Origin of the sequence: Acinetobacter sp. NEB 394, assembly GCF_013374795.1 — a bacterium.
Lineage (GTDB): Bacteria > Pseudomonadota > Gammaproteobacteria > Pseudomonadales > Moraxellaceae > Acinetobacter > Acinetobacter johnsonii.
In genome coordinates, this window is sequence record NZ_CP055277.1 from 259,604 (window position 1) to 282,830 (window position 23,227).

The 23,227-nt window shown below is 43.4% G+C and carries 23 protein-coding genes and 1 pseudogene; 6 read left to right on the forward strand and 18 right to left on the reverse strand.

The genetic code is table 11. The features are described 5' to 3' along the window. Position 1: 1 nt before the first annotated feature. The 12 genes from ssuC to ubiG form a co-directional block, all read right to left on the reverse strand. On the reverse strand, positions 2 to 817 hold the full coding sequence (gene ssuC, locus HUK62_RS01185; protein WP_176536863.1) for an aliphatic sulfonate ABC transporter permease SsuC: 816 nt from the start codon (positions 815 to 817) through the stop codon (positions 2 to 4). Next, a complete protein-coding gene (ssuD, locus tag HUK62_RS01190; protein WP_176536864.1) occupies positions 817 to 1,992 on the reverse strand; it encodes an FMNH2-dependent alkanesulfonate monooxygenase in 1,176 nt (391 codons plus the stop codon). The genes ssuC and ssuD overlap by 1 nt, the downstream gene beginning before the upstream one ends. A 26-nt stretch (positions 1,993 to 2,018) precedes the next feature. After that, the gene (locus HUK62_RS01195) at positions 2,019 to 3,014 is read right to left on the reverse strand and encodes an aliphatic sulfonate ABC transporter substrate-binding protein (protein ID WP_176536865.1); all 996 of its coding nucleotides are present in this window, start codon (positions 3,012 to 3,014) and stop codon (positions 2,019 to 2,021) included. 10 nt (positions 3,015 to 3,024) lie between these two features. Continuing rightward, positions 3,025 to 3,990 (reverse strand): sulfonate ABC transporter substrate-binding protein, encoded by a 966-nt coding sequence (locus HUK62_RS01200; protein WP_176536866.1) that lies wholly within the window; start codon positions 3,988 to 3,990, stop codon positions 3,025 to 3,027. Between the two features lie 332 nt (positions 3,991 to 4,322). Next, positions 4,323 to 5,675 (reverse strand): amino-acid N-acetyltransferase, encoded by a 1,353-nt coding sequence (gene argA / locus HUK62_RS01205; RefSeq protein ID WP_176536867.1) that lies wholly within the window; start codon positions 5,673 to 5,675, stop codon positions 4,323 to 4,325. Between the two features lie 124 nt (positions 5,676 to 5,799). Beyond that, positions 5,800 to 6,189: an RcnB family protein gene (locus HUK62_RS01210; protein ID WP_176536868.1), complete on the reverse strand. Its 390-nt coding sequence runs from the start codon at positions 6,187 to 6,189 to the stop codon at positions 5,800 to 5,802. Between the two features lie 265 nt (positions 6,190 to 6,454). After that, entirely contained in the window at positions 6,455 to 6,838 is a 384-nt protein-coding gene (locus HUK62_RS01215) for an RcnB family protein (protein WP_004684183.1), read from the reverse strand. 246 nt (positions 6,839 to 7,084) lie between these two features. After that, positions 7,085 to 7,240 carry a hypothetical protein gene (locus HUK62_RS01220; protein ID WP_176536869.1) on the reverse strand — a complete coding sequence of 52 codons (156 nt, stop codon included), beginning with the start codon at positions 7,238 to 7,240 and terminating at the stop codon, positions 7,085 to 7,087. A 150-nt stretch (positions 7,241 to 7,390) separates the two neighbouring features. Beyond that, a complete protein-coding gene (locus HUK62_RS01225; protein WP_176538422.1) occupies positions 7,391 to 7,810 on the reverse strand; it encodes a hypothetical protein in 420 nt (139 codons plus the stop codon). Positions 7,811 to 7,963: 153 nt separating this feature from the next. Beyond that, on the reverse strand, positions 7,964 to 8,710 hold the full coding sequence (locus HUK62_RS01230) for a YciK family oxidoreductase (RefSeq protein WP_005401600.1): 747 nt from the start codon (positions 8,708 to 8,710) through the stop codon (positions 7,964 to 7,966). A 36-nt stretch (positions 8,711 to 8,746) separates the two neighbouring features. Next, entirely contained in the window at positions 8,747 to 9,442 is a 696-nt protein-coding gene (locus HUK62_RS01235; RefSeq protein WP_176536870.1) for an HAD-IA family hydrolase, read from the reverse strand. Continuing rightward, positions 9,439 to 10,155, reverse strand: coding sequence for a bifunctional 2-polyprenyl-6-hydroxyphenol methylase/3-demethylubiquinol 3-O-methyltransferase UbiG (gene ubiG, locus HUK62_RS01240; protein WP_004983831.1), 717 nt, complete (start codon positions 10,153 to 10,155; stop codon positions 9,439 to 9,441). Before ubiG ends, HUK62_RS01235 begins: the two co-directional genes overlap by 4 nt. A gap of 180 nt (positions 10,156 to 10,335) precedes the next feature. On the opposite strand from ubiG, the gene HUK62_RS01245 reads away from it, so the two are divergent. Further along, on the forward strand, positions 10,336 to 10,953 hold the full coding sequence (locus HUK62_RS01245) for a thiol:disulfide interchange protein DsbA/DsbL (RefSeq protein ID WP_176536871.1): 618 nt from the start codon (positions 10,336 to 10,338) through the stop codon (positions 10,951 to 10,953). A gap of 72 nt (positions 10,954 to 11,025) precedes the next feature. On the opposite strand, the gene HUK62_RS01250 is transcribed toward HUK62_RS01245, so the two are convergent. After that, on the reverse strand, positions 11,026 to 12,660 hold the full coding sequence (locus tag HUK62_RS01250) for an O-antigen ligase family protein (RefSeq protein ID WP_176536872.1): 1,635 nt from the start codon (positions 12,658 to 12,660) through the stop codon (positions 11,026 to 11,028). Between the two features lie 108 nt (positions 12,661 to 12,768). Beyond that, positions 12,769 to 13,446 (reverse strand): TetR family transcriptional regulator, encoded by a 678-nt coding sequence (locus HUK62_RS01255; protein ID WP_176536873.1) that lies wholly within the window; start codon positions 13,444 to 13,446, stop codon positions 12,769 to 12,771. Between the two features lie 161 nt (positions 13,447 to 13,607). On the opposite strand from HUK62_RS01255, the gene rph reads away from it, so the two are divergent. Continuing rightward, positions 13,608 to 14,324 carry a ribonuclease PH gene (gene rph, locus HUK62_RS01260; protein WP_176536874.1) on the forward strand — a complete coding sequence of 239 codons (717 nt, stop codon included), beginning with the start codon at positions 13,608 to 13,610 and terminating at the stop codon, positions 14,322 to 14,324. Positions 14,325 to 14,397: 73 nt separating this feature from the next. Here rph and nadC read toward each other — a convergent pair whose 3' ends face one another. Continuing rightward, the gene (nadC, locus tag HUK62_RS01265; RefSeq protein WP_176536875.1) at positions 14,398 to 15,243 is read right to left on the reverse strand and encodes a carboxylating nicotinate-nucleotide diphosphorylase; all 846 of its coding nucleotides are present in this window, start codon (positions 15,241 to 15,243) and stop codon (positions 14,398 to 14,400) included. A 184-nt stretch (positions 15,244 to 15,427) separates the two neighbouring features. On the opposite strand from nadC, the gene ampD reads away from it, so the two are divergent. Both ampD and murJ read left to right on the forward strand, forming a co-directional pair. Beyond that, a complete protein-coding gene (ampD, locus tag HUK62_RS01270) occupies positions 15,428 to 16,000 on the forward strand; it encodes a 1,6-anhydro-N-acetylmuramyl-L-alanine amidase AmpD (protein ID WP_005401607.1) in 573 nt (190 codons plus the stop codon). Between the two features lie 77 nt (positions 16,001 to 16,077). Next, entirely contained in the window at positions 16,078 to 17,634 is a 1,557-nt protein-coding gene (murJ, locus tag HUK62_RS01275; RefSeq protein WP_176536876.1) for a murein biosynthesis integral membrane protein MurJ, read from the forward strand. A 156-nt stretch (positions 17,635 to 17,790) separates the two neighbouring features. Here murJ and HUK62_RS01280 read toward each other — a convergent pair whose 3' ends face one another. The 3 genes and pseudogenes from HUK62_RS01280 to HUK62_RS01290 all read right to left on the reverse strand — a co-directional run bounded on the left by HUK62_RS01280 (position 17,791) and on the right by HUK62_RS01290 (position 20,397). Next, a complete protein-coding gene (locus HUK62_RS01280; RefSeq protein ID WP_004684203.1) occupies positions 17,791 to 18,483 on the reverse strand; it encodes an FKBP-type peptidyl-prolyl cis-trans isomerase in 693 nt (230 codons plus the stop codon). Positions 18,484 to 18,537: 54 nt separating this feature from the next. Beyond that, on the reverse strand, positions 18,538 to 19,242 hold the full coding sequence (locus tag HUK62_RS01285) for an FKBP-type peptidyl-prolyl cis-trans isomerase (protein WP_058952446.1): 705 nt from the start codon (positions 19,240 to 19,242) through the stop codon (positions 18,538 to 18,540). 235 nt (positions 19,243 to 19,477) lie between these two features. Next, positions 19,478 to 20,397 (reverse strand): annotated as a pseudogene (locus HUK62_RS01290) (IS982 family transposase). Between the two features lie 499 nt (positions 20,398 to 20,896). Here HUK62_RS01290 and tviB point away from each other — a divergent pair. Both tviB and HUK62_RS01300 read left to right on the forward strand, forming a co-directional pair. Next, the gene (gene tviB / locus HUK62_RS01295; RefSeq protein ID WP_176536877.1) at positions 20,897 to 22,174 is read left to right on the forward strand and encodes a Vi polysaccharide biosynthesis UDP-N-acetylglucosamine C-6 dehydrogenase TviB; all 1,278 of its coding nucleotides are present in this window, start codon (positions 20,897 to 20,899) and stop codon (positions 22,172 to 22,174) included. A gap of 20 nt (positions 22,175 to 22,194) precedes the next feature. Beyond that, on the forward strand, positions 22,195 to 23,217 hold the full coding sequence (locus HUK62_RS01300; RefSeq protein WP_176536878.1) for an NAD-dependent epimerase/dehydratase family protein: 1,023 nt from the start codon (positions 22,195 to 22,197) through the stop codon (positions 23,215 to 23,217). Positions 23,218 to 23,227 lie beyond the last annotated feature (10 nt).

Consider the following 23,227-nt stretch of genomic DNA (forward strand, 5'->3'; position numbering starts at 1 on the left):
CTTATTTTTGGTATCCTGCATGCCAGCGCAGCAGGTATTTTTCTAATGTGACGGCCAGTACATCAGCCAATTTTCCAAGTAGGGCATATAGTAAAATCCCCACCAAAACGATGTCAGTCTGTAAAAATTCACGCGCATTCATAGTCATATAACCAATGCCGGCTTGAGCTGAAATGGTTTCAGCAACGATCAGCAGGACCCACACTAAACCCAGTGAAAAGCGTAGTCCGACTAAAATAGAGGGCATCGCACCCGGTAAAATAATTTCTTTATACAGTTGCCAACGGGTCAAACCATAGCTTTTCCCCATTTCAATCAGTTGTGGATCTACCGAACGTATGCCGTGATAGGTGTTGATGTAAATAGGGAAAAAGACCCCGACCGCAACCAAAAACAGCTTGGCGGTTTCATCAATCCCGAACCATAAGATCACTAACGGAATAAGTGCCAGTGCAGGAATATTTCGGATCATCTGTAGTGTGGTGTCGAGCAGGGTTGACGCCGTTTTCGATGAACCATTTAATAAACCTAGAAAGAGCCCTAAACCCCCACCCACCAATAGGCCGAGTAAGGCACGGCCTGCACTAACTTGCACATGCTTCCATAGTTCACCACTCAGTAGCAGGTGCCAAAAAGCAGTAACTACTGCCGTTGGTGCAGGTAAAATCCGACTTTCTAAAAGTCCCGTGCTGGAGGCAATTTGCCAAAGCACAATCAAGCCGATAGGAAAGAGCCAAGGCAGCAATAGCTGCCCTAACTGAGTTCCACGTGAAACCTTTTCCTCCTGGAGGGTTTGCACTGAAACAATTTTGGACATTAGGCAGGCTCCTGAATCACTTTTGTTTTTTTGTTTTCATCGGGTGTGTAGTTGTTTGCCACAATCTCACCAAAGGGGCCTGTTAAATTTGGTTGTGCTAACCTTGCTTGAGTTTCGAGCGGCAGGAGTGGAAACACCAACTCGGCAAAACGAATCGACTCTTCAAGATGTGGATAGCCTGAGAAAATAAAGGTGCTGATGCCCAAGTCAGCATACTCTTGAATACGCGCTGCAACTGTTTCAGGGTCACCGACCAATGCCGTACCTGCACCCCCACGAACCAGTCCAACACCAGCCCAAAGGTTGGGAGATACTTCAAGTTTACTGCGGTCACCATTGTGTAATTCAGCCATGCGACGTTGGCCGACCGAGTCCATGCTCTTAAATTTTGCCTGTGCTGCAGCAATGGTGGCATCATCGACATATTGAATAAGCTCTTCCGCCGCTTGCCATGCTTGTTCATTGGTTTCACGTACAATCACATGCAGACGGATACCATAGTTGAGCGTACGGCCTTTGGCCTCAGCTTTGGCACGTACAGTGTCAATTTTGTCTTTAACAGCAGCAGGGGGTTCACCCCATGTCAGATAAGTGTCGACCTGATCCGTAGCCAACTCGATGGCATCATCCGATGAGCCGCCAAACCAAAGTGGAGGATAGGGTTGTTGCACAGGTGGATACAGCAGTTTGGCATCATTTACGTTTAGACGTTCGCCATGAAAGCTAAAGCTTTCACCTGTATGGGAGCGGGTTAAAATCTCACGCCAAATTTTGACGTATTCATTGGCTGTTTTATAGCGAGTCGAGTGGTCTTCATAAACGCCATCGCCTTGCAGTTCTTTTTCATCGCCACCTGTCACCAAGTTCAATAAAACTCGACCATTGGAGAGACGGTCAAAGGTGGCTGCCATCCGTGCAGCCAGTGCCGGAGTGGTCACGCCTGGACGTAATGCAACCAAGAATTTTAATTTTTTCGTGGCATCAATCAGACTGGCTGCGGTCAACCATGGATCTTCACATGAACGACCCGTTGGAATCAGTACACCTTCATAACCTAAATTATCCACGGCAACCGCAATCTGTTTCATATAAGCATGGTCCACTTGACGAGCACCTTTGCTGGTACCTAAGTAGCGACTGTCACCGTGAGTTGGGATAAACCAGAAAATTTTCATTTTTAAAAATCCTTAGATAGAGTCGTTTAAGGTTTGCTCGGTGCAACCCAAACGGTACTTTGAACTTGAATGTGTTTCGGAATGAGCTGGACTTGTAGGAACAAATCCGCAATTTGTTGTTGGGCTTGCACAACTCCAGGCGTCAGGGTTTGAATCGGTGAAGGCTTCAGACGTTTGTCGATGACCCGTTGAGCAATAGAGGGCTGTAAACCCGTACTTTGGGTATAGACCGAAAGTGCTTGAGTTTGGTTTTTCAGCACCCATTGATCGGCCTGATTCAAGCCGTGGATGAATTGAGCATTCGCTTCAGGATAGGCCTGAATAAATTTTGGATTGCCAATATAAAAAGAATAGGTTTTCGGAAATGCTGTGCCATCAATCAAGACTCTGGCCTGTGCATCCTGCTCTGCTGCACTGAGGTAGGGCTCCCAAATGGCCCATGCATCGATGGATTGTTTATCAAACGCGGCACGCGCATCCGCAGGGGGCAGCCAAATCGGTTGAATGTCCTGCCAACTGAGTCCTGCTTTTTGTAAGACTTTCGCCAGTAACTCATGTGCGCTTGAACCGCGTTGAACCGCAATCCGTTTGCCTTTTAAGGCCTGTATTGAATCAATGGAACTATTTTTAGCAATCAACAGCGCTTGAGCATTGGCTGGAACTTGCTCATAGCCGACATAACTGAGTTCTTTGTCAGCAGCTTGAGCAAAGATCGGTGGGGTATTGCCCACAGAGCCAAAATCAACTGCACCGACGGCCAAGGCTTCTAGCATTTGTGGGCCAGCGGGGAACTCTTTCCATTCAATTTTGGCTTGAGGAAATTGTTGCTCAAATAATTTTTGCTCACGTGCGACCAACAGGTTTAAAGACGACTTTTGATAGCCAATCGACAGGGTTTTAACTGGATCTGCTGCCTGCTTTTCAGAAGTACTTGTTGCTGCCGTGTCTTGCTTTTGGCATGCCCCGAGTCCCAGACTCAAGGTGACAATGCCAATACGGGAAACTGTTTTAAGTGTTTTCATAATGATCTCGTTATTTTTGTTTAATAATGGCAGCGTCAATATTCAGCTGGTTCGGAATGAGTTTTTGTTGATAGAAAGCATCCGCAACGTACTGCTGTTTTTTTGCGACTTCGGCTGAAATGGGTTGAACGCCAAAGCCCATACGGCCAATCGAGCTTTGTAAAATGTCTAAAGACAAGCCTGTCGGTTTTTCTAGCAACTGGGCTGCTTGTTGTTGATTCTGTTCGACCCACTGTGTGGTGGTGTTGAGTTCATTGACGACCGTTTTTAAAACTTCTGGATGGGTTTCGGCAAATTTACGATCGGCCAGATAGAACTGATGATTACTGACTAAGTTTTCTCCGGTAGCAATCACACGTGCTGAGATTTGGTGTTCAGCGGCAGCAAAGAAGGGATCCCAAATCACCCATGCATCGACTGCACCACGTTCAAATGCGGCACGTGCATCTGATGGGGGTAGATAGACTGCTTCAATATCAGAAAGTTTGAGGTTATTCGCTTCTAACACTTTGAGTAGCAGGTAATGCACATTTGAACCTTTGTTGAGTGCGATCCGCTTGCCTTTTAAATCTTGAATGCTTTGAATCTTTGAGTCTTTTTGTACGATCAGTGCTTCTGCTTTAGGTGCAGCAGGTTGGTTGGCAATGTAAACCAAGTTTGAATTTGCAGCTTGTGCGAAAATCGGAGGCGCTTCCCCCGCTTCACCAAAGACCACACTGCCGACATTTAAGCCTTCGAGGAGCTGTGGACCAGCAGGAAACTCGACCCATTTCACTTGGACATTTTGTGCTTTAAGCGCCGTTTCTAAAGTGCCACGCTCTTTAACGATGGGCAAAATGCCATATTTTTGAAAGCCAATATTGAGTGTGACGGTTTCAGCTTCTTTTTTCCCACATCCAGATAACATCATGGCACCCACGACTGCTGCAGAAAGAACGCTTGTTTTGATCCAGAACTGTGCTCGAGAAGTGCTCATGTGTTTCATAACTCCAAATAAATAAGGTGAGTGAGTTGGTGAACACATACGCTAATGGGCATTTCTTTTCAGAAAAAATAAGAAATCGGGCTTTAGACATGAGAAAAAAAGATAAAAACAAAAGTGCAAAACTTATGCAAAAAACAGCAATATAAAAAACATAAAAATATAAAATTTATTGAGATTAACTTGTTGATATTTATTATTTAAAAGGTATTTTTGTTTTTGGAATAAGCTTAGTGTTTCACGCAATATAGATTTGAGCGATTTTTGCGGTGTTTTCTAGATAAAGATATGAGAAATAAAGATATCCATAATCCTGCAAAAGCCACTTAAAGTGGCTTTTTAAAGACGAGTGAGTTGCGCTGATAGTTGTATAAGGCTTGGCGTGCATTGGGAAGTTCATCGACATTGGCCGTTTCAAAGCCATGTTCTAAGAACCAATGTGCAGTACGTGTGGTCAGTACAAACAACTGTTGAATGCCCATACTGCGGGCTTTACCTTCGAGATAATGCAAAATTTGGCTGCCACGATTAGATTTGCGATAGCTAGGATCGACTGCGACACAGGCAATTTCGGCACTGCGGATTTCACCCTCTGCCGCTGGTAGTGGGTAAAGCGCAGCACAGGCCAAGATCATGCCATCACGTTCAATCACCGCAAATTGCCCAATTTCGTTTTCGAGACGTTCACGTGAGCGATAAACCAAAATGCCTTCTTCTTCAAGTGGGCGTAATAGGTTAATCAACCCGCCGACATCTTGAATGTTGGCCATACGGACTTCTTCATAATGGGCGTCGGTAATCATGGTGCCCGAACCATCACGCGTGAAGAGCTCCTCAACCAAGGCACCATCATAAGCATAGGAAATCAGATGGACGCGATGGACGCCATCCGTCGAGGCTTTTTTGGCACCGCGTAAATGTACCGCAATGTCTGGATTCGAATCTTGGTATTTTTCAATTTGTGCATCGAGCTTGTGTGGTGAAATTTCGCGTTGCAACTGCCCATGTTCATTGAGCAGACCATGTTGTTTGCCCAAGAAAATCAGTTTGTCTGCTTTAAGATGAATCGCTGTGCGGGTCGCTACTTCTTCAGCCAGCAGATTGAATACTTCACCTGTGGTGGAATAGCCAGTTGGCCCGAGCAGCACAATATTGTGATTATCCAAATGGCGTTGAATGGCGTCGGTATCGACCGTACGGACTTCGCCGGTTAACTGAAAATCGACCCCATTGCGAATGCCATAGGGCTTGGCTGTGACAAAATTCCCTGAAACTACATCAATGCGTGCGCCATACATCGGTGAGTTGGCCAACCCCATCGACAGTAAGGCTTCAATTTGCAAACGAATTGAGCCTACCGCATTCATCACGCAACTTAGGGATTCTCGCGTGGTCACGCGGCGATGTTGATGAAATGGCGTTTGAATCTGGCTTTGTTTTAAGTTGTGGTTGATTTGCGGACGCGCGCCATGCACCAAGATCAGGCGAATCCCGAGTGAATGCAGTAAGGCAATATCGTGAATAATATGTTGAAAGTTATCATGCTGAACTGCTTCACCATCAAACATGATTACAAAGGTTTTATTACGGTGAGCATTGATATAAGGCGCAGAATGTCGAAACCAATGCACATACTGCAAAGTTGTACTGTGATGTGTTTCGATGGAATTTTCGTGCATGCCTGTCTCAAAATGAACTGCTTAGCATGATTTTAATCAAAAAATGCAGAAGAGGAAGTCTTAAATAGAAAAACACCTGAAGCAATGTTCAGGTGTTCAATCGGTTTTGCGACACCAGCCAGAATTAACCGATAATACGTAGGATACGGTTATTGCGTTCATTGACTAAAACATAGTCACCATTGACCTTATACCATTGTTGGTAGCGTCCAGTGTTGGGTAGGCGACGTGCTTCGCGGTCACTGACATGGTAACGCGATGAGTCATAGCCTCGTGGCAAGGTTTGACCTGAGCGCCAGTCACGGCTTGGGTTAACACGTTTGTTTTGGTAGCGATTGTCATTGTCCCAACGACGGTCATCGCGATGATCCCAGCGCGAGTCATGAGCATGCGCGCGGTTATAGTATTGTGGTGCTGCCATTGCAGATGTGGCCATGAGCGCGCCTAAAGAGAGTGTGATTGCAGTCAGAATTTTTTCATTGCTTTCGTCCAGTATGAGTCTTGTTTCGATCATTCAAAATTAGCGAATAACTCTAGAGAAAGCGTGAGGGCTATTTAGGTGAATTGTGAAATGTATGAAGAGACTGAGGAGATTGTTGTTTTTCTGCAATGCTTGCAAACAAAAGCTTTGGCACATAAAAAACCTGAAACAACGCCTTCCATGCTGTGCCTGACTGTGGTCTCTTAAGAGGAGTATGCAGTCGTACTAAAGCGGGTGAAAGGGTGTTGATTCAGGTCTCAAGAATAATGTCGAGGAGTTGTACAAAATGAAGCGCAGATTAAAGCCCCATAATGCGCAGAATATTGTTGCTGTCTGCGTCGACTAAGATGTAGTCATTGTTGATTTTGTACCACTGCTGGTTTCTGTTTGGCTTTGGAAGATTATGGTCTTTATATTCGACTTTATAGCCGTTACCACGGTAATGCTGTGGCATGACATAACCTTGTTGCCATTTATGCTGTTGTAAACGTTTGACACCGCGCTCTTCGCGCATACGTCGACGATCTTGCTGATCGTCATTACCTGAATCGCGAAAGTCACGTCCGCGTGGCTCATTGCCATAGCGTGGATGATCGTGGTCAAACTGAGGGGCAGCAGTACTGAGACTGCTTGCCATCAAAGCACTGAAAGAGATTGCCAATACTGTCAAAATCTTTTTCATGTTGAATCCTCATTAAGGTAATTTCATTCTTTCCTATAATGTACGAAAAAAATGCAGAGAAACTGTGAAGATGAATTGGGTATTTATTAACAAATGCAGAGATATTAAGAAGATTATGCCCAATTCTAAGCCTGAATTAAATCATCAATTGCGCCAAAGTCCAAAGCAAACAGTCTGTATCTTCTGATTTTTGACTCATTTTGGCGACACAGATCCCCCTTTGTCAAAGAATGCATAGTGCATTATTTAATTCCACTGCTGCGCCAGATGTTGTAATGAACGGATTGAATGAACTACTGCTTCAGCTTGACTGGCATCTTCCAAAGCACAAATTAGGCTTTCGGGGAGTTGTAAATTATGGATATGACGAATGGTGTCATGTTTACGTTGCAAATCAGCCATGCTGCATCCTTATTTTCAATTCTTGATAAATCAGGATGATAAATAGAAAATTTAAATCTGAAAAACCGAATATTTTTATTAAGATAATTTAAAAATACGATTTAAAATATCTAGCTAGCCAAGCTGAGTTTTCAACTTGGCTGATTCGGCTTAATAAGCATAGTTGAGGTCAGTATAATCACTCAATGACTTCTGCACATGCGCTTGGATAAATTCACGTACATCTGCTGCGGTCATCGGTTCACCATTTTTACTGATGGCATGCTCAATGTCGGGTTGCCCCTCAATTTTGATGCGATAAACAAAGCTTTTCTTGGCTTTGTATTGTTCATCATTCTTAGCAATGACCGTGAGGTAGTGATAGCTATGTTCAAAGTTCAAGTCGGTATGGGCAAAAACAAACTGGTCGAAAAGTTTCAGTGTGGCGCCATTTTCCAGGGCTTGAAGTTCCTCCACAATACTGGCTTCAAACTTCATTCCATATTTTTCTGAAATCGGCTGTTGGTCAATCAACAGGCTAACCATACCATCTTCAGTGGGTTGTACAGTGATGTTGCTCAAGTCCGTCATGGCATATACTTCAAAAATGGAGTTGGACATCAGTATCCGCAAAAATTGAAAAAAGACAACCTTTTCTGAACCTTGAAATCATGTTGCAGATGACTAAGCTTCAGTTTGATACATAAAAAAAGGAAGCCGAAGCTTCCTCTTAAGTGACACATTTTAGTCTTGTGCATCAATACTTTGACCATTCATATGCAAACTGTCATCGCCCATCAAGTACAGATAGGCAGGCATGATATTTTCAGGCGTTGGCAATGTTTTTGGATCTTCATCGGGATAGGCTTTTGCACGCATTGCAGTGCGGGTCGCCCCTGGATTGATACAGTTAAAGCGGATATTCGGTGAGGTATTTTCTTTGGCAAACAGTTGGCTGACCGCTTCAATGGCGATCTTAGACACCGAATATGCGCCCCAACGTTCACGCGTTTCACGTCCGACACCTGAGCTGGCAAAAACCACGGAGGCATGCTCAGATTTTTTCAGGAGTGGCATTAACTCTTGAGTCATAACGAATGGCGCACGCAAGTTGACGGCCATCACATCATCCCAGACATCGACAGGATAATTTTCCAGTTCGGTGCGCTCACCTAAAATGCCCGCATTATGCAAAATGCCATCTAGGCGCCCAAACTGACGCTCTAAGGTGTCGACCAGTAATTCATAATCACGAGGAGAGGCGCTCGACAGCTGCAAGGGTAAAATTGCAGGTTGCGGCGCACCTAAGCCTTCAATTTCATCATAAATGACTTCGAGCTTATTTAAGGTACGCCCATGCAGCACCACAGTTGCGCCGTGTAGGGCATAACTTAATGCAGCAGCACGACCAATACCATCGCCCGCACCTGTAATTAAGATGATGCGATCTTTGAGCAGATCGGGGCGAGGTTGATATTCTGAATATTTCATCATTACCTCCTCGTTATTTTGATTTTTTAATTGTGATCAATTCAGTGAGTTGGACGGTGTAGTTTGACTCACAAGAGACTGGATAACATCGTCCAATTCAGCCACAGACTTCACTATACAATCTGCTTGCCACGCTGTTAAGTCATCTTTGTGCGCGAATGGTAAATAACCATAAGCCGCCAAAATGGTATACATCTGCGCGTTACGACCTGCATCGATGTCACGTGGATGATCGCCGACATAGATACAGTCTTCAGGCGCAATCGCGATGTGCTTGGCAGCCAAATACATCGGCTCAGGATCAGGCTTGGTCTGCGAGACATCTTCTGGGCAGACCAAAACCGCACAGCGTTCTGTCAAATTCAGCGCATCTAATAATGTTTCACTGAGCCAACGCGGTTTATTGGTGACGATGCCCCAAGGAATCTCTTGGCTTTCAAGTTTTTCAAGTAGCGGATACATGCCTGAGAACAGGTCAGTATCTACTGCGATATCGGCACCGTAGGTATCTAAAAAACGCTGACGATGTGCAAGAAAAATCGGGTCTTCGACTTCCAGTTCTGGATAAACCAATTTCACCATCGCCCGTGCACCTTCAGAGACTTGGCTACGGATCAGGTTTGCATCGACCACAGCAACACCTTTTTCACGGCACATGTCTTGAATAATGCGAATAAAGTCGGCGGCAGTGTCGATCAGTGTGCCATCAAGGTCGAATAAGACGGCTTTCATGCAGCACCTTCTTTGACGGTATAGACCATGTAATTGACATCGACATTCGGCGCTAACCAATAGCGTTTGGTCAAGGGGTTGTAATGTAAACCCGTCATGTCTTTCAGTTTGAGCCCTGCGCCGCGAATATCATGTGCCAGTTCTGAGGGCTTAATGAATTTTTGATAATCGTGGGTGCCTTTAGCTAACATGCGCAGGACATATTCAGCGCCAATAATGGCAAACAGGTAGGCTTTGGGATTACGGTTAATGGTGGAGAAGAATACATGACCGCCTGGTTTCACCAGTTTATGGCAGGCTGCAATGATTGAGGCTGGATTGGGTACGTGTTCCAACATTTCCATGCAGGTCACAATATCGTATTGTCCTGCTTGTTCTTCTGCGAGCTGCTCCACTGGAATTTGGCGATATTCGATATGCTCAACACCTTCTTGTTCTGCATGTAAACGTGCCACATTCAGGGGGGCCTCGCCCATATCAATGCCGAGCACATCTGCACCACGACGTGCCATACTTTCAGCTAAAATTCCGCCACCACAGCCGACATCAAGGACTTTTTTTCCATTGAGTCCACCTGCATGTTCATCAATCCAGTTTAAGCGTAGTGGGTTGATCATATGTAAAGGGCGGAACTCCGAGTGCTGATCCCACCATATGGCAGCAAATGCTTCAAATTTGGCAATTTCTTGTGGATCAACATTCAGTTGCGACATCGTCGGCACCTCAATTTAAGTCATGATATTTAAAACGTTCAATAGGGCTTAGTGTAGCGTTTATTCTAGAAAAAGCGATAAAAGCCTGAAAAAAGTTCACAGAATGAAAACGAATTTGGCATATTTGATTTATAGTATTTGCATAAACTTATCATAATGATTTTGAGGACAATAAGTTCAATGAAAAAACTCCTTTTGAGTGGATTAGCAACCGCTGTTTTCGCTATTTCTGGTAGCGCATTGGCTGCAAATTTTGTGGCAGGTCAGGACTATATCATCGTACCAACACCTGTACAGGTGGAAGTGCCAGGAAAAATTGAAGTCCGCGAATTCTTTTGGTATGGCTGTGGTCACTGCTTTAAACTTGAACCTCATATGCAGACTTGGTTGAAAAAACTACCGAAAGATGTGCGTTTTGTGCGTACCCCAGCAGCCATGAATCCAGTGTGGGAACAAGCGGCGCGAGCTTATTATGTGTCTGAGGCTTTAGGTGTACGTAAAAAGACCCATCTGACGTTATTCCATGCCATTCATGATCAAAATCAACCGATTCTAGAGCAACCTGCTTTAGCCAAGTTCTATACTCAGTTTGGTATTCCTGAAGCGAAATTTAACAGCACTTATAAATCATTTGCGATCACTTCAAAAATTGCACAAGCACAAGACTTAGCCAAGCGCTATCAACTCAGTGGTGTTCCTGCGGTGACGGTGAATGGTAAATATATTGTGCAAGGTGAAGATGCTAAAGTGACTCAAGTCGTGGATTACTTGATTGAAAAAGAACGTGCTGCAAAATAAGCTGAATCTGTTTTAAGTCCTTATTCAGTTAAAAAGCCTGCGTCAGCAGGCTTTTTTATGGGTTAAAAACGTTTATTGCGCGGCTGATGCAGGCTGCAATAAATCCTCATAACGCAGTTCAATTTTTCTTAAGGTTTTTAAGCGCCAAAGTTGATGACGGGCTTCGGCTTCATAGCCATTAAAGGCCAAGAGTTTGGCAAATTTGGTCAAATCATACGGAATTGGGTAGTTCAGCACCATTTCCTCATAGTCACGAATTTGCTCAGGGCTGACTTTGCTGTATGGATTTAACTGAATCCATTCAATGCGGCGGTTAAACTCCGACAGCAGTAAAATGTGATCTTGATTGGTGAACTTTTCAGGGGTGTGTTCATAACGAGAAGCCTCATTCAGCTTTGGTACCATCAACTCATAGTCACGAATAATCAGTGCGACCAAGACCACACAGACAGTAAATGTGATCGGCATGGCAAAGCTCGGTAAAGTCCACGTTTTCACTTTTTGCTGAGATTGAATAATGCCTAGAATCAACCCGAGTGGTAGTAAGAAATAAGCGTAGAACAACGGAAATTCGAGCATACCGTGAATCAGTAAAGCACCGACCATCAGAAGTCCAATCACAGATTCGAGCGATGTCGCATGCTTTTGCAGTTGATAGCCCCAATAGCTGAGATAGGCAAAAAATGGAATCGCAATCACTAATCCATTCCACAAAATAAAGTCGAGAATAAAGTTGTGCGCACTTTTCACCCAAACGGGGCCTTGGAACTGATCACTGATTAGGGTGTAAGCCACACTGGTTTGATGCCAACCATAGCCAAACCAAGGTCGCTCAGCAATGGCATGGAGCATCTGTTGCCAAATGGCAAGACGCGACATATCGCCCGTTGCTCGCGCAACCGCATCACGGGTTTGGGTCACTTCGACATTAGACAGCTGAGCCAACAGGTGATTGAGCTGTGGAATAAACGCAGTAAATGCAATGAACAACGCAAACCATGCGAGGGCACTATACCACTTCAGTTGAACCACACCCTTGTACTGTTGATAGAGTAAATAGAGTAGTACACAAATGCTTGCGACCCATGATGTACGGGACTGACTCAGGGCTACCGCAAATAACATCAATGCAGCACTGACGCACAGCAGAATCGAGTTGAATTTTTTCTTTTCAAATAGGTACAGTGTGCCGAGTAAGGATAGAATCAGAAAGCTCGCCATATTGTTCGGCTGAGCAAAGTTGGCATAAGGACGATCGCCTTTTAAGGCAGTCATGCCGGGAATGTACTGTTCAATATTGAGCCATTGGCAAGTGGCGATGAGCGCTGTTACCAGACCGACTGACCAAAATACAGTACACAGACCACTAAATAATTGCTCACGTTCCAAGGGTTTTTGGCTCAGGTTAAAACCTAAAACCATACTCAGCCAAAATGCAAAGATATATAAGCCACACATCAGTGCTTTGCTGAAAAAGAACAGCTCGCCAAAACCGTACTGAATGAAGGGCACCAGACTCAATAGCAATAGTGGCAGACTCACTTTCGGGAGCAAGAGTTTTTCTTTTAAAAATAAGGCAGAGAGTGCAAATAAAGATAAAAATGCAAACAATTCACCTGTATAGGTGACCCAAGGGCGATAATGAATGGGCAATAGCCATGCCAAGGCAATACAGACACTCGCCGCTAAAAAAAGAAAAAAACGCATAGGAGCTACAGATGAAAAAACTGGCTCTATGATAGTGAAAAAGCATCCAAGTTTGAGTAAAGCGCATTAAAAATTTTGTAATACACCAAAATTGCGTCTGCGAGCGGCTTAATGCAAAGTCGGATTGGCGTGTTTGGTTTGAGCAGATGGTCGTTGCCAATTGGAGATTCCACGGAACATGAGTTGAATCTGCACGATGGTTTGCAGTTTAAATGCAGCCTGCTGCTGTTGGAGTTTATCGGGAGCCACATCTCGACTCAAACCAATCCAGCGCATGGCCCAGTTAAAAGAGGCATCCATTAAAATATTGGCCAAAACTTTGAGGTCTTCGCTGTCATGGATATGTTGCATGCTTTCAATACGGGTTAATTCATGGGCGAAGTCATCGATTAAAAAGGCAATTTCTCGCTCAACGGCTGCACGGATCAAGGCCGATCCACCCCAACGTTCTCCAATCAAGAAAATCCACTGTTCAGGATGTTGCTCTACAGCATGAAAAAATAGGTCTAGACTGTGCTCAATCGTGGCATGTGGACCATAAACATAGCTTTGCCCCAATTGGGTTAACATGCTTTTGATGTGGAGCGCAGCTTGGTCAACCAGTTCAAGTCCTAACTCATCCAAGTCATCAAAGTGGCGATAAAAAGCGGTCGGCACTAAACCCACTTGGCGAGTGACTTCACGGAGACTAATGCGACTAAAGGAACGTCCCGAGGTGCTGAGTTGTAATGCAGCATTTAGCAAAGCTTGGCGGCTTTGTTGTTTACGTTCTTCCCGAATCGACATAGATGATTGCCTCAGCCTCTTTTAAGCTTCAGTTTAACAAAGAATATGGATGGGTAGGGAAACAGGCGATCGATTACAAATGCAATGCAGTCAGACAAATGCTTTGGGTCTGCTTCTGCTATACTATGCGCCAACCTATTTAGTCAGATGAAGGGCGTATTATGCGTATCGACCAACGAACATTAGATCAATTACGTGATGTCACCATTACTCGTAACTACACACGTTATGCGGAAGGTTCGGTATTGGTTGAGTTTGGTCATACCAAAGTTCTTTGTACGGCAAGTATTGATAACTCCGTACCACGCTTTTTAAAAGGCAAGGGTCAAGGCTGGGTAACCGCTGAATATGGCATGTTGCCACGTTCGACGCATACCCGTAGTGACCGTGAGGCTGCGCGTGGTAAGCAAAGTGGTCGTACTCAAGAAATTCAACGTTTGATTGGCCGTAGTCTACGCGCCATGGTGGATTTAAAAAAACTCGGTGAAAACACCATCACCATCGACTGTGATGTGATTCAGGCGGATGGTGGTACACGTACTGCTGCGATCACAGGTGCTGCCGTGGCTCTCATTGATGCGATGAACACGTTGCTTGAGAAAAAGAAAATTAAGCAAGATCCATTAAAAGGCTTAGTGGCTGCCATTTCAGTCGGTATTTTCCAAGACGAAGTGCTTTTAGACTTGTGCTATGAAGAAGACTCAAACTGCCAAACGGATTTAAACGTGGTGATGACCCAAGCTGGCGAGTTTATTGAAATTCAAGGTACGGCAGAAGATAAACCGTTTACCCGTGTACAGTGCAATGTCATGTTAGAAATGGCGGAAAAGGGCATTCAAGAATTGGTGAAAAAACAACAGCAAGCACTGGGCTGGTAAGTTTTAACCCAATAAAAAACGCACTTGAGAGTGCGTTTTTTATTGTGTGTGGATTGAATGCGAACTATTAGAATTAAGCATTAAAACGCATAGAAAGGTCGACTGCTTTGACATCTTTAGTCAATACACCCATCGAAATATAATCCACGCCTGTGCTTGCGACTTCGCGCAAGTTGGCAATGGTGATATTCCCTGACGCTTCCAATTTACACCGTCCTGCAACATGCTTGACCGCATCAATCATTTGTTGCTGGCTAAAGTTGTCTAACATCACGATATCAGCTTGGGCTTCCAATGCTTGGTCTAATTCAGCCCAAGTTTCAACTTCGACTTCGACAGGTTTGCCTGGGGCAATTTGATGCGCTTTGGCAATGGCTTGAGCAATGCCGCCTGCCGCCATGATGTGATTTTCTTTAATTAAAAAAGCATCGAATAAACCTAAACGATGGTTTTGACCGCCGCCGACCGCGACAGCATATTTTTGGGCAATACGCAGACCCGGTAGGGTTTTACGGGTATCCAGCAACTTGGTGTTTAAGCCATCGAGCTGTTTGACATATTCAGCCGTTTTGGTTGCTACCGCAGATAGTGTTTGTACAAAGTTGAGTGCAGGGCGCTCAACCGTAAGTAAGCTGCGTGCTGAACCCGCCAGTTTAAAAATGGTGTCATTGGCAAGAACCAGATCGCCATCATTTTTTAGCCACGTGATTTGTACACTTGGATCAAAAGCGGCAATTAATGCATTGACCCAAGGTTGACCTGCAAGAATCATGTCTTCACGGCTAATAATGGTCGCAGTCGCTTGTTCATCTTCAGGTGTTAAAAGCGCCGTAATGTCACCATCACCGATGTCTTCTTGTAATGCCTGTTGAATATTCAGTTGAATAGATTGTTCAAGCAGTTGCTGCGATATGCTCATCCGATTGTCCGTATCTTTATAGAAGCCATGAAAATTGCGCAATATATTAGCATTTTTCCTGAAAAAGGCGTGAAAATTTCAGAATCAAACGCTGATCAATTTGAGAAATGACGGGGAAAGATTTAGCATGAGAGACATTAAAAAAGATTGCCCAAAGGGCGTAATGGGTTTGAGGAATAAAAATATGCAGGTCATTCCGTCGTTTCAAGTGCAAGCAGGGCAACTGCTGGGAGCGAGACAAATTCCATCGCCTAATTTTAATGCACGTCCTGCTGATACTGAGATTCAACTGATTGTCATCCATAATATCAGCTTGCCTCCCTCACAGTTTGGCGGCGGCTATATTGAACAATTTTTTCAAAATCAATTGGATTGGTCAGTACATCCATATTTTCAAACCATTCAAGGTATGCAAGTCTCAGCGCATTTACTGATTTTAAGAAGTGGTGAAGTCTTACAATTTGTCAATTTTAATGACCGTGCATGGCATGCAGGACGCTCAAGCTATCTGGCCAAGAAAGAGTGCAATGATTATTCGATTGGCATTGAGCTGGAGGGCAGTGATGACTTACCTTTTGAAGATGCCCAATATGAAACATTGGTACACGTGACGGCTTGTTTACAACAGGCCTATCCTCAAATTCAGCAGCATTTGGCAGGGCATTCCGATATTGCGCCAGGACGTAAGACCGATCCAGGCACATTTTTTGATTGGTTAGGCTATCGAAATCGTTTGCAGCAGTTAAAAAGTCAATGAATTGAGAGTCAACAACAACATTAAACAATCAAATATTCGCTGAAGTTTCATTACAATAGCGGCAAATGAAAAACTAGGTGGATACGATGGCGCTGTGGCGGTCAACCGTAATTGTAAGTGCAATGACCATGCTTTCTCGGGTCTTGGGTTTGGTACGAGACATTGTCTTACTAAATGTCTTTGGTGCGGGGAAAGATTTCGATACCTTTGTGGTGGCCTTTCGTATCCCGAACTTCTTCCGTCGGCTATTTGCTGAGGGAGCATTCTCACAGGCGTTTATTCCAGTACTGACCGAATATAAAACTGGGCGTACCCATGCGGAAGTTCAAATTCTGATTAGCCGTGTCTTTGGTTGTTTAATGACCGTTATGACGGCTTTAACCTTCATTGCTATGGTCGCAGCTCCAGCAGTGCTATACATCTATGCACCGGGTTTCCATGCCGATCCAGAGAAGTTCGACCTCGCGGTTTCAATGTTCCGCCTCACCATTCCTTATTTATTGTTTATGTCGCTGACAGCCTTTGCCAGCAGTATTTTAAATAGTTATGGTTCCTTTGCTTCACCCGCATTTTCACCAGTATTGCTGAATGTTGCGATGATTGCAGGAGCATGGTGGTTGACGCCGTATATGGCGGAGCCGATTATGGCACTCGGTTGGGCGGTGATTGCTGCGGGTGTATTGCAACTGGCGATCCAAATTCCTGAACTTTGGCATAAAAAGTTACTGATTCCGCCGAAAGTCGATTTTAAACATGAAGGGGTGGATCGCATCATGAAATTGATGCTGCCTGCGCTATTTGGTGTTTCTGTCACGCAAATCAACTTACTCCTGAACACCATTTGGGCTTCGTTTATGCAAGACGGTTCAGTGTCATGGTTGTACAGTGCGGAACGCATGACTGAATTACCTCTGGGCTTGATTGGGGTAGCGATTGGGACGGTGATTTTACCTGCTTTGTCGACCCGTCATGCAGAGCAAGATATGTCGAAGTTCCGTGGCATGATGGATTGGGCTGCGAAGGTCATTGTTTTGGTTGGTGTGCCTGCTAGTATTGCGTTGTTCATGTTATCGACCCCTATTATTCAAGCTCTGTTCCAACGCGGTCAATTCACCCTTGAAGATACACAAATGACGGCTTTAGCGCTGCAATGTATGAGTGCTGGGGTGATTTCATTTATGTTGATTAAAGTTTTTGCACCCGGATTTTATGCGCAACAAGACACCAAAACACCAGTTCGTGTCGGTTTAATGGCCGTTGCCGCAAATGCGATTTTAAACGTGGTGTTTATTGGCTTCTTTAAATTGATTGACTGGCAGGCAGAGCATATGGCTTTGGCTTTAGCCTCTTCGGGTTCTGCTCTAGTGAATGCGGGGATGTTGTATTTCTATCTACACAAGCGCGATATTTTCCGTTTTGGCGCACACTGGAAAAAACTGTTTATCCAGTTTGGTATTTCTAACGCCGTGATGATTGTGGCTTTGTGGTATGCATTGACTTGGTATAAGGGTGATGTGTCACAGTGGATTCGCGTTGCCGAAGTGATCGGGCTGTGCGTGGTCGGCGTTGTGGCTTATGCGGTTGGTTTGCTCCTTACAGGGTTTAGACCACGGCATCTCAAACATGAAGCCTAAAACAAGGTGCGGCTTTGTTTTCTGTTGTAAGACAAGCGAAGCGCGTAGCTTAAAAAAGCATGGCTTAATTTGAAAATAGATTGAAATCAATAAAAAGCCTGATCTTCGTGATCAGGCTTTTTATTTTGTGTATAGCATTGCCTTTGCATTGCTACCTTATTTTGGCAACACTTCAATCAGTTCCACATCAAAAATCAAGGTGCTATTCGGTTCAATCACATCGCCTGAACCAATTTGGCCATAGCCCAGTTTAGCGGGAATAAAGAAGCGATATTTTGCGCCTTCTTTCATTAGCTGTAAGCCTTCAGTCCAACCTTGAATCACTTGGCTGACTTGAAACTCCGCAGGCTGTTGACGTGCAATCGAGCTGTCAAAAACGGTCTGATCAATCAAACGTCCTTCATAATGGACTTTGACTTTGCTATTGGCCTTAGGTGACTTGCCTTGGCCTTGTTGTAAAACCATATATTGTAGGCCTGAAGCCGTGGTTTTCACCTCGGGTTTTTTCGCATTTTCAGCTAAAAAGGCTGCACCAATTTTGGCATTTTTATCAGCCAGTTGTTTAACTTCTAATAACTGTTTTGCTTCGGCTTGGCGTTTATATTGGGTGAGTACTCGCGCCATGTCTTCATCACTTAATGACGCAGCTTGACCTTTAGATGCTTCACGTAACCCTTGCACAAAAGCATCGAGATCTAAATCTTGAATAGACTCGGCATTGCTCCGACCCATGAGGTAGCCAAAGCTATAACCGACTTGTTGGTTGATGCTGCTTTTATTATTAATCGGTGCTGCAAAAACAGGTGTAGAAAGTAACAAGCCACAGAGTAATGTTGTTTGAATTTTCATATCGTATTCTCAATAAAAAGAGGAGAGCAAAAGCTCTCCTTTGATTGACTTGTCTTATTTTACTTTGATCAGTTCAACATCAAAAATAAGCGTGCTGTTGGCTGGGATCATGCCGGGTACACCTTGTGGACCGTAGCCTAAGTTAGAAGGGATGTAGAGCGTCGCTTTCCCACCTTCTTTCATGAGTTGTAGACCTTCAGTCCAACCTGGAATTACTTGGTTTAATGGGAACTCAATTGGCTCGCCACGTTCAAGTGAACTATCAAAGACTTTACCATCGACCAGTTGGCCTTTGTAATGCACGGTCACGACAGAGCTGGCAGTGGGTTGCTTGCCTGTGCCTTCTTGCGTAATTTTGTACTGTAAGCCTGACGCTGTGGTTTTCACCCCAGGTTTTTTCGCATTTTCAGTTAAGAAGCTGTCGCTGGTTGTTTGTGCTTGCTTCGCATCATTGGCCTGTTTTTGTTGCATTTCTTGTTGGAACTGCTCATAGGCTTGTTTTAATTCTTCTTCGCTATAGGCGGGTTGGCTACGGGCATGACCAGCACGGACACCGGTTACAAAACTGTTAATATCGAGTTCTGGTGGGGTTTGATGAGCAACCTCATAACCTAGTGCATAGCTAATTTTTTCTACGGCAGATGCATTTTTTGAAACTTGGGCTTCGGCTGAAGCTGGGTGTTGAGATGCATAATAAACGGGAACAAGTGCAGCACCGCCTAGAATAACAGCTACAGCAATGGGTAAGGCTTTACTCATGTGAAATTTTTCCTAATTCTATTACATTCAAAAAGTTTTTTAGCATCTTAGCAGACTTCATGAATGACGTGTTTTGTACCACCAGTACATTTTCAAATTAATATATGCCGAAGTCCTTAAAAAAACTATAAGGATTTGAATATATAAACGTTTGTCATACAAAATAAAGGTTGTTTCTATTCTAAGCTTAAGAGGTTTATGATAAAGATCGCATCTTATTTTGATCTAATAGTATTTATACCTCGACAGTATATGAATAGACACTATATAGATAACCCGAATCCTGCTTAACCGATATTTCCATAATACGAATCATCGGCTTATTTTGATGACATATTTGATAAGCACATAAAGATGCATAAATACCAGCTAAATAGCCTGCAACACTTCTAGTTTGAGTTGTCACTAGATTGTACGTCCCTTTCAGCAAGCTGAATAAAGTTTCTATTTTATTGCGTTGTTTCAGATGGTATTCATCTGCTTTTGATAATTGTATAGATTTCATATTCTTATCGGTGATAAGTAATTAAATCAGTATTTTGTACTCTTAATTTGCTCTTTAATTCTTGACTAATATAGCCACGATCAGCATACAGTTTGGCAGTCATACCTTTGACTAACTGTTCAACCATTTTAATATCTGCGGTATGCCCATTTGATAAAGCTGTACTGAGCATTTCACCAGACTAATTCATAAGCACATGCAGCTTACAGCCAAAGAACCAACCCATAGAACTTTTACCACGGGTTACAATTGCTGCTAGGGATTTATGCCGTTGTATTCGCTGGTTTTTACAGACAGCTAATGTCGTTGAATCGATCCATATCAGAACTTTGCTAATCTTTCATCAAAGCGAAATGCAAGGCATATAAAGCCAGTTGATGGACATTGATCAGATGAATCATGCGTTGATAACAAGGAAGCTGTTTAAATAAATGTTTTTTGTCCAGTTTTAATGACGTAAAGAATGCTTTGAAATTATTAAAATGAGAGGACTTGTACCAAACAGCAATAAATCTAATTTCAGAAATACTGAGTTGAGCAGGTCGACGTCTTAGGCGTTGAAAGTTCTGTTTTAGAAATTTCCAATAGATTGATTCAAATTTTAGAAAAAAATCATCAATGACACAGAATAATTGGGTGCTATCGAACATAAGGACTAGAGCTGTGAGTTTGGTGTGGTAACTTAACTGATGGCTCTAGTCTTTCTCTTTTTCAAGTCAATTGCTTATCCAAGATTCAGGTGGTAGATAAGGTTCATGTTTTATCTATATGAGATTTTCCATAAGAGCTGGAGCGACTCGATATCTAAAAAATACCTTAAAGAATATGATCTTCGATTTATACTTGATTTTGGTGGCACGAGTTAGTTATCGCTTAAAAAGATATTGGTGTTAATAGAAAATGGGTGACGAGTAATAAGTGTGGTTGAAAGATGTTTATTTTTCCATTTTTAAGACATAGTTCAAGAGAAAATAAAAAACTTATTGATGACTTTATTGCCTACAAAAATCATCTGCTGCCATAAAAAAGTTAATAAGACAGTGTGTCAGCAACCTACAATTTAGTCATTAAAAAAAATCAAATTTCTGCTATATTGTGCTGCATTCAGGTCTCTGATCTTCTTTTCTTAAAATTGCACAAGGCTGTACCATGCTACAACTCGCTGATCTAAAAATTGCCATCATCGGATTAGGTTATGTTGGTCTACCCTTGGCCGTAGAGTTTGGTAAAAAAGTGCCTGTGGTTGGTTTTGATATTCATCAAGCGCGTATTAATGAACTTGTGTCAGGCAAAGATCATACCTTAGAGGTTTCTCCAGATGAGTTGGCTCAGGCGAACCAATTGACCTACAGTGCCAATTTAGCAGATTTAGAAAGTTGTAACTTTTATATCGTGACCGTTCCAACACCGATTGATGAGTTCAAACAACCTGATTTAACCCCATTGATTAAAGCGTCACAGAGCATCGGCCAAGTCCTAAAATCGGGCAATATCGTGGTATATGAGTCAACCGTTTATCCGGGTGCAACAGAAGAAGCTTGTATTCCTGTCTTAGAAAAAGTATCAGGTTTAAAATTCAATCAAGATTTCTTTGCGGGTTATAGTCCTGAACGGATTAATCCAGGGGATAAGCTTCACCGTGTGACCAATATTTTAAAAATTACGGCAGGTTCTACACCTGAAACTGCTGATTTTGTCGATGAGGTTTATAACCTTATTATTGAAGCAGGGACGCACAAGGCGCCGAGTATTAAAGTTGCAGAAGCGGCAAAAGTGATTGAAAACACACAACGTGATGTCAATATTGCCTTAATCAATGAACTTGCATTGATCTTCAATAAAATGGGCATCGACACCGAAGATGTCCTGAAAGCCGCGGGGACAAAGTGGAACTTTTTACCGTTCCGCCCAGGTTTAGTGGGTGGGCACTGTATTGGGGTTGATCCGTATTATTTAACCCATAAAGCACAATCGATTGGCTACCATCCTGAAATTATTTTGGCAGGTCGCCGTCTTAATGATGGCATGGGTGCTTATGTGGTCACCCAACTTGTTAAAAGTATGGTGAAAAAGAAGATTCAGGTAGAAGGTGCAAAGGTTTTGGTCTTGGGTCTCAGTTTTAAAGAAAACTGTCCAGATATTCGGAATACCCGCATCATTGATATTGTGAAAGAGCTTGAAGAATATCATATCGATGTTGATGTGTATGACCCTTGGGTGAGCACAATTGAAGCTGAAAGTGAATATGGTATTACCCCAGTCCCTACTTTAAATGCACAAACCTATGATGCCGTTATTCTTGCGGTCGCACATGAGCAATTTAAGGTGATGGGTGCTGATGCTATTCGTGCTTTAGGTAAAGAAAGTCATGTTTTATATGACTTAAAGTATGTCCTGGATCAAGCTGAATCTGATCTTCGTTTATAATGTTTAAAGTAGGAAAGAGCATGAATCAGTATCAAACGGTTTGCGAGCAATTAAAATACGCCCCAAAGACGTGGTTGATCACAGGTGTTGCAGGATTCATTGGCTCAAACCTGCTTGAAACCTTGTTAAAGCTGGATCAGAAAGTGGTCGGGTTAGATAATTTTGCGACAGGCTATCAACATAATCTTGATGAAGTGAAAGGATGTGTCTCAGAGGCACAGTGGTCAAATTTCAATTTCATTGAGGGAGATATTCGTCAGTTTGCGGACTGTCAAACAGCCTGTAATGGTGTGGACTATGTTTTACATCAAGCTGCTTTGGGCTCTGTACCGCGTTCGATTGTTGACCCGATCACGACCAATGACACCAATATCAGTGGCTTTTTGAATATGCTGACGGCAGCACGTGATGCGCATGTTTCAAGTTTTAGTTATGCCGCAAGCAGTTCAACCTATGGTGATCATCCGGGATTACCTAAAGTTGAAGAAAATATTGGGAATCCACTTTCACCGTATGCCGTGACCAAATATGTGAATGAGCTATATGCAGATGTGTTTGCCCGTAGCTATGGTTTTAAGGCGATTGGATTGCGCTATTTTAATGTTTTTGGACAACGCCAAGATCCAAATGGTGCTTATGCAGCGGTGATTCCCAAATGGACTGCGTCAATGATTGCTGGCGATGATGTCTTCATCAATGGTGATGGTGAAACCAGCCGCGATTTTTGTTTTATTGAGAATACGGTTCAAGCCAATATTTTGGCGGCTACAGCCGCTGATGAGGCGAAAAACCAAGTTTATAATGTGGCTGTGGGTGATCGTACCACTTTGAATGATCTATATGCTGCGATTCAAGTGGCATTGCTTGAAAATTCGATTAACTATGCAAAGTCTGCAGTTTACCGTGAGTTTCGTGCAGGCGATGTGCGCCATTCACAAGCCAGTATTGCCAAAATTCAACAGGCTTTAGGATATGCGCCTGAATACCCGATTGCTGAAGGCATTCAGTTGGCAATGCGTTGGTATGTCAATAATTTGACCTGAACGGGCTGAC

Bases quoted from the DNA above. Each gene is read 5' to 3' on its own strand.
- HUK62_RS01250 (WP_176536872.1), bottom strand. From the start codon at position 12,660: ATGCGTTTTTTTCTTTTTTTAGCGGCGAGTGTCTGTATTGCCTTGGCA.
- ampD (WP_005401607.1), top strand. From the start codon at position 15,428: ATGCAGGTCATTCCGTCGTTTCAAGTGCAAGCAGGGCAACTGCTGGGA.
- HUK62_RS01285 (WP_058952446.1), bottom strand. From the start codon at position 19,242: ATGAGTAAAGCCTTACCCATTGCTGTAGCTGTTATTCTAGGCGGTGCT.
- tviB (WP_176536877.1), top strand. From the start codon at position 20,897: ATGCTACAACTCGCTGATCTAAAAATTGCCATCATCGGATTAGGTTAT.
- rph (WP_176536874.1), top strand. From the start codon at position 13,608: ATGCGTATCGACCAACGAACATTAGATCAATTACGTGATGTCACCATT.
- nadC (WP_176536875.1), bottom strand. From the start codon at position 15,243: ATGAGCATATCGCAGCAACTGCTTGAACAATCTATTCAACTGAATATT.
- HUK62_RS01245 (WP_176536871.1), top strand. From the start codon at position 10,336: ATGAAAAAACTCCTTTTGAGTGGATTAGCAACCGCTGTTTTCGCTATT.
- ssuD (WP_176536864.1), bottom strand. From the start codon at position 1,992: ATGAAAATTTTCTGGTTTATCCCAACTCACGGTGACAGTCGCTACTTA.
- HUK62_RS01235 (WP_176536870.1), bottom strand. From the start codon at position 9,442: ATGAAAGCCGTCTTATTCGACCTTGATGGCACACTGATCGACACTGCC.
- HUK62_RS01280 (WP_004684203.1), bottom strand. From the start codon at position 18,483: ATGAAAATTCAAACAACATTACTCTGTGGCTTGTTACTTTCTACACCT.
- HUK62_RS01300 (WP_176536878.1), top strand. From the start codon at position 22,195: ATGAATCAGTATCAAACGGTTTGCGAGCAATTAAAATACGCCCCAAAG.
- HUK62_RS01255 (WP_176536873.1), bottom strand. From the start codon at position 13,446: ATGTCGATTCGGGAAGAACGTAAACAACAAAGCCGCCAAGCTTTGCTA.
- HUK62_RS01200 (WP_176536866.1), bottom strand. From the start codon at position 3,990: ATGAGCACTTCTCGAGCACAGTTCTGGATCAAAACAAGCGTTCTTTCT.
- HUK62_RS01215 (WP_004684183.1), bottom strand. From the start codon at position 6,838: ATGAAAAAGATTTTGACAGTATTGGCAATCTCTTTCAGTGCTTTGATG.
- HUK62_RS01225 (WP_176538422.1), bottom strand. From the start codon at position 7,810: ATGACGGACTTGAGCAACATCACTGTACAACCCACTGAAGATGGTATG.
- ubiG (WP_004983831.1), bottom strand. From the start codon at position 10,155: ATGTCGCAACTGAATGTTGATCCACAAGAAATTGCCAAATTTGAAGCA.
- HUK62_RS01195 (WP_176536865.1), bottom strand. From the start codon at position 3,014: ATGAAAACACTTAAAACAGTTTCCCGTATTGGCATTGTCACCTTGAGT.
- HUK62_RS01210 (WP_176536868.1), bottom strand. From the start codon at position 6,189: ATGATCGAAACAAGACTCATACTGGACGAAAGCAATGAAAAAATTCTG.
- HUK62_RS01220 (WP_176536869.1), bottom strand. From the start codon at position 7,240: ATGGCTGATTTGCAACGTAAACATGACACCATTCGTCATATCCATAAT.
- argA (WP_176536867.1), bottom strand. From the start codon at position 5,675: ATGCACGAAAATTCCATCGAAACACATCACAGTACAACTTTGCAGTAT.
- HUK62_RS01230 (WP_005401600.1), bottom strand. From the start codon at position 8,710: ATGAAATATTCAGAATATCAACCTCGCCCCGATCTGCTCAAAGATCGC.
- ssuC (WP_176536863.1), bottom strand. From the start codon at position 817: ATGTCCAAAATTGTTTCAGTGCAAACCCTCCAGGAGGAAAAGGTTTCA.